Below are 5,269 nucleotides of genomic sequence, written 5' to 3'. Positions count from 1 at the left end.
TTGCCCTGCTCGAACTGCTGCTGCGACGCCAGGGCGAGGTGCTACCGCGCTCGCTGATTGCCTCGCAGGTGTGGGACATGAATTTTGACAGTGACACCAATGTGATCGAGGTCGCCATGCGCCGCCTGCGCGCCAAGGTGGACGACGCCTTTAGTCCGAAGCTGATCCGCACCGTGCGCGGCATGGGCTACGTGCTGGAAGACCCCAATTGCGCGCCCTGAACCGGATTTCGCTCACCCAGCGCCTGACGCTGATGTTTGTGCTGGCCGCCTCGGCGGTGCTGCTGGGGCTTGGCTTTGTGATTGCCAGCTCGGTGGAGCAGCATTTTGAAGATCTCGATCGTGAGGTCTTGGCGGGCAAGATGGAGCTCACCCGCCAAGCCCTGCAACGGGTGCAGTCACAGCAGGGTCTGACCGAATTCACCCATCAGCTGGCCTATTCCCTGGTGGGCCACCATGGCATGGAAGTGATGGTGATCGACGCCGACGAAGCCGTCATTTTTGCCACCGGCCATGCCGACTTTGACCCCGCGCAAGTGATCCGCCAAGCCACCCAGGCGCCGAACCAGCCGGCGCTCTGGCGGCTGGGCACGCAGACTTACCGCGGCCTGGCCGCGCGCTTGCCGACGGCGATCGTTGACACGACGGGGCAAGCGCTGCCCGTGGTGGTGGCCGTGGCCACCGACATTGCGCACCACCAGGCCTACATGCAGGAGTTTTTGCGCACCCTGTGGTGGTTTGTGGCGGGTGCGGCCCTGTTGACCGGCGTGCTGGGCTGGGTGGCGGTGCACCGGGGCCTGGCGCCTCTGCGCGCCATGCGCAGACAGGCCCAGGGCGTGACCGCGCAGCAACTCAGCCAGCGCCTGCCGGTGAGCGCCATCCCGCGCGAGCTGGCCGAGTTGGCGCAGTCGCTCAACGAGATGCTGGCCCGGCTGGAGGAGGCGTTTCAGCGGCTCACCGACTTTTCTTCCGACATCGCGCACGAGTTGCGAACCCCGGTAAGCAACCTGCTGACGCAAACGCAGGTGACGCTGTCGCGGGAGCGCAGCGCCGACGATTACCGGCAGATTCTGGAATCGAACGCAGAAGAATTCGAGCGCATGGCGCGCATGATTTCCGACATGCTGCTGCTGGCCAAGTCGGACCACGGCCTGGCGTTGCTGCAGCGGCAAGAGCTATCGCTGGCCGACGAGGTGCGCGCCCTGTTTGATTATTTTGACGCGGTCGCCGAGGAAAAAAATGTGTCGCTGCGCCTGCTGGGCGACGGCACGGTCAGCGCTGACCGCCTGATGCTGCGCCGGGCGCTGGGCAACCTGCTGTCCAACGCGCTGCGCCATGCCGAGGTGGCCAGTAGCGTGACGGTGCACGTGCAAGCGCTGGAAGATGGCGTTCAGATCAGCGTGGCCAACCAGGGCGAGGCCATTGCCCCGGAGCATCTCACCAGGGTCTTTGACCGCTTTTTTCGGGTTGATCCGGCGCGTCAGCGCCGCTCCGAGGGCACCGGGCTGGGGCTGGCCATTACCCAGTCTGTTGTGCAAGCCCATGGGGGAACGATTTCGGCGGCCTCAGTCAATGGCGTCACCACATTCACGATGTTCTTGCCTAATTGGTTGGGGTCAGAGCACGTCGCTGCGCGAGTGGTCTGACCCGCAAGGTACTTTTTAACGCAACACCCGGTGGTAGGCCTTCAACACCAGCGAGGTCAGGCGCAGCGGGGCATGGCGCAGCGGCGCGGGCAACCACTGCGGCGCGTTCAGTGAGAAGCGCGTGGCCCAACGCGTCACCGGGCGCAGCCACTGCGTGGACTGGACGAAACGTTGCTGTTGGTTCATGAACGGGAGACCCTTGTTGGCGTGAAAAGAGAATGCATTGTTGTGCTTTGCCGAAGACCTTGCCGGCGGGGTGTTAACGTGCATCCCCGGATTTCGCTGCCCTGCATTCGGGCTACAGTGTGTGCGAGCCAGTGGTCCGGATGCCAATCCGGGGGTGTGCTGGGTGACAGACCCTTGCTGCAATGCCTGTCAAGCTGCAGGATTCTCCGTGTTGTGCGCTAATGTCTCACCCTGTTTTAGGACCCCATCGCCTTGAAAACACCCCCTGATGCCCCCGGTTCATCCGTGCCCAGCAGCCGCCTGGGCCGTCTGGCGCGCCTGGGGCAAATGGCCACCGGTGTGGCGGGCAGCATGCTGATGAACGGCGCGCGTCAGCTTGCCCAGGGCAAGCGCCCCAATCTGAGCGACCTGCTGCTGACGCCCGCCAATGTCAGTCGCGTCACGGAGCAACTGGCGCAAATGCGTGGGGCTGCAATGAAGCTGGGGCAATTGATCTCGATGGACGCCGGCGACATGCTGCCGCCCGAGCTGGTCGCCATTTTGGCGCGGCTGCGCTCGGATGCCCAGGCCATGCCACACAAGCAGGTACAGGCGGTGCTTGGCGCCAACTGGGGCGCCGGCTGGCAGCAACGGCTTGAGCCGTTTTCTTTCACACCAATCGCCGCTGCCTCGATTGGCCAGGTGCACCGCGCCAAAACCAAAGACGGGCGCGATCTGGCCATCAAGATCCAGTACCCCGGCGTGCGCAGGAGTATCAGCAGCGACGTCAACAACGTGGCGTCACTGCTGCGCCTGACCGGCCTGATCCCCAAAACGCTGGACATTGCACCGCTGCTGGCTGAGGCCAAGCGCCAGCTGCGCGAAGAGGCCGACTATCAGGCCGAAGGTGCGCACCTGCGGCGCTTTGCCGAACTGCTCGCAAACGCGCCAGAGTTTGTGGTGCCCGCCTTTCACGCCGACCTGAGCACCCGCAATGTGCTGGCCATGTCTTATGTGGGCGGCGTGCCGGTGGAGTCAATGGTGGATGCGCCCCAGGCCGAGCGCGACCGCATCGTGCGCCTGTTGGTCAACCTGCTGTTTCGCGAGTTGTTCGAGTTTGGGTTGATGCAGACCGACCCCAACTTTGCCAACTACCGCTATGACCCCGAATCCAGGCAACTGATCCTGCTCGACTTTGGTGCCACGCGCAGCTTCGCACCCGCCTTTGGCCAGGGCTACCGCACGTTGATGCGGGCGGTTATGGCGGGTGACCGTGCCGCCATGCGGCAGGCCGCCATGGACGTTGGCTATTTCAATGCGCAGACTCAGCCCAGGCATCAAACAGCGCTGCTGGATATGTTCGAGATGGCGCTGGAGCCGCTGTGCCAGGCGGGCGAATTCGACTTTGGCGCCACCGACATGGTGCAGCGCCTGCGCGATGCCGGCATGGCGCTGGGCCTGGACCGTGATTTTTGGCACATTCCGCCCATCGACACCCTGTTTTTGCACCGCAAGCTCGGGGGTCTTTATTTGCTGGCGGCGCGGCTCAGGGCGCGTATCAACGTGCGGCAGTTGGCGTTGCCGTACTTGAAACCCTGACTGCGGATTGCGCGGCGCTTCATCCGGGCGGCGTGTTGTGCCGGGTGTGGCCGGTCGGTCATTCATCCTGTTACAGAACTTGCATTTCCGGTGGCGACTTTTCGCGCCCAGGCCCATAGCATGGCGTTTTCAAAGGAATCCAATGGCCATGTCACCGAACTTTTTCAATAAACGCGAAACAGAGCCAGCCACGGCGCGGCATGTGGTGCCCCTTCCGTCACAAAGCACAGGGTATGGGGCAACCGGCAGCACGGCACCGCAGTCAGTGACAAGCCAGGCCAGCCCGGGCGTCAGTGGCAATGCCAGCGCACCTGCACCCGCCCCGGTGGGTGGGAGCAAGCTCATCGTGGGCCCCAACATCAAACTCAAGGGGGTGGAGATCACCGACTGCGACACCCTGGTGGTGGAGGGTATGGTCGAAGCCACCATGGATTCGAGGCTCATGGAGATCGCAGAGCAAGGCTCTTTCAAGGGGTCGGCCGAGATCGACATCGCCGAAATTCGTGGCCAGTTTGACGGCAATCTGACGGTGCGCCAGAAGCTGGTGATTTATGCCACCGGCCGGGTCACGGGCCAGATTCGCTATGGCAAAGTGGTCATCGAAGAGGGCGGGCAACTCACAGGCGACATCCAGTCTGGCGCGGCACACAACCCCAAGCCAGGCAAAGTGACAAAACCTGAGCTGGCTGTGGCCGGCTGAGGCGGTCTGCAAGGGTTGGCAGACTGGGTGCCCTGGCGCACAGACCGCTCGTGTTCTGGCGGCCATGATGAGGTTCCATTTATTCGGTACATCCTGAGGAGCCTTGAAATGACCCGTCCCATCACACACCTTCCCATTGCCTGCAAGCCACTTCGTCAACTCGTTCTGGCATTTGGTGCCATCCTTGTGAGCGCATCTGCCGCCATGGCGGCCACGCCGAGTGCGGCAACCGAGGCCCAGGCGCGCTACCGGCAGGACCTGGCTGTGTGCAACAGTGGCCAGTCCAATCAGGACATTGCCACCTGCCGCCGTGAGGCTGGCAGCGCCCTGGCCGAGGCAAGGCGGGGCGCCCTCAATGACGCGCCCGGGGAGTACCGGCTGAACGCATTGCAGCGCTGCAGCGTGCATCGGGACGCTGAAGACCGATCTGCCTGTGAACTCCGCATGAGCGCGCAGGGCACCACCGAGGGCAGTGCGGCAGCTGGCGGCATCTTGCGCGAGAGCGTGATCGTCACGCCTGTCAAATAAGCCCGGGCGAGCGGTTGCTCGCTGCCGCCGGGGTCCACAAAGTCATGCGATCACTGTGCCTGACTCTGCATTGCCGCAATCTGGCGCAGCGCCTGCTCAAACACGCCAACCGGCTGGCCGCCCGAAATCAGGTGCTGGTCGTTGATGATGACGGCAGGCACTGAACGAATGCCTTGGCTGGCGTAAAACGCCTGCGCCTCGCGCACCTCGGCGGTAAATTCGTCGCTTGCCAGAATATTTTGCGCGCGCGCCACGTCGAGCCCGGCTTGTGCCACCGCCGCCAGCAATATGGCGGTTGAGTCCATGGCCTGGCTGTCGCTGTGGCAGGCCACCAGCAAAGCCTTTTTCAGGGCCAGTTGTTTGTCGGCTGATTCAAGCCCGGCCCAGTGCAGCAAGCGATGCGCGGCAAAGGTGTTGTAGATGCGGCCGCGCCCGGACGCGTTGAAGGCAAAGCCCAGCTCGGCCCCACGCTGGCGGATGGTGTCGCGGATTTGCGCCTGTTGCTCAGCGGTGGAGCCATATTTTTGTGTCAGATGTTCGGTGATGTCCTGGCCGCCAACCGGCATCTGCGGATTGAGCTCAAAGGGCTGAACGCTGAATTTCACCACCACGTCGCCGGGCAAATTTGCCAG

7 protein-coding genes are annotated in these 5,269 nt (G+C 63.4%); 5 read left to right on the top strand and 2 right to left on the bottom strand.

Features of this window, described 5'->3' with window-relative positions:
* Positions 1-221, top strand: a 221-nt coding sequence (locus GPS82_RS13135; RefSeq protein WP_296495455.1) for a winged helix-turn-helix domain-containing protein, incomplete at its 5' end; no start/stop codon positions are given.
* On the top strand, positions 209-1,645 hold the full coding sequence (locus tag GPS82_RS13130; protein ID WP_296495453.1) for a heavy metal sensor histidine kinase: 1,437 nt from the start codon (positions 209-211) through the stop codon (positions 1,643-1,645). The genes GPS82_RS13135 and GPS82_RS13130, both read left to right, overlap by 13 nt.
* A 15-nt stretch (positions 1,646-1,660) precedes the next feature.
* On the opposite strand, the gene GPS82_RS13125 is transcribed toward GPS82_RS13130, so the two are convergent.
* On the bottom strand, positions 1,661-1,831 hold the full coding sequence (locus GPS82_RS13125) for a hypothetical protein (protein ID WP_296495451.1): 171 nt from the start codon (positions 1,829-1,831) through the stop codon (positions 1,661-1,663).
* Positions 1,832-2,083: 252 nt separating this feature from the next.
* Between GPS82_RS13125 and GPS82_RS13120 the strand changes: the two genes are divergently transcribed.
* From GPS82_RS13120 to GPS82_RS13110, 3 genes are all read left to right on the top strand, one after another.
* Positions 2,084-3,409, top strand: a complete 1,326-nt coding sequence (locus GPS82_RS13120) for an AarF/ABC1/UbiB kinase family protein (protein WP_296495450.1) — start codon at positions 2,084-2,086, stop codon at positions 3,407-3,409.
* 142 nt (positions 3,410-3,551) lie between these two features.
* A complete protein-coding gene (locus GPS82_RS13115) occupies positions 3,552-4,109 on the top strand; it encodes a polymer-forming cytoskeletal protein (RefSeq protein ID WP_296495448.1) in 558 nt (185 codons plus the stop codon).
* A 108-nt stretch (positions 4,110-4,217) separates the two neighbouring features.
* Positions 4,218-4,637 (top strand): hypothetical protein, encoded by a 420-nt coding sequence (locus tag GPS82_RS13110; RefSeq protein ID WP_296495446.1) that lies wholly within the window; start codon positions 4,218-4,220, stop codon positions 4,635-4,637.
* Positions 4,638-4,687: 50 nt separating this feature from the next.
* On the opposite strand, the gene GPS82_RS13105 is transcribed toward GPS82_RS13110, so the two are convergent.
* Positions 4,688-5,269 (bottom strand): DsbA family oxidoreductase (locus GPS82_RS13105; RefSeq protein ID WP_296495444.1); only part of this gene is annotated, 582 nt, incomplete at its 5' end.

This window comes from Rhodoferax sp. (genome assembly GCF_011391645.1).
GTDB lineage: Bacteria > Pseudomonadota > Gammaproteobacteria > Burkholderiales > Burkholderiaceae_C > Rhodoferax.
The sequence above is the reverse complement of the archived record's forward strand: the minus strand, read 5'-3'. Positions and strand labels throughout refer to the sequence as shown.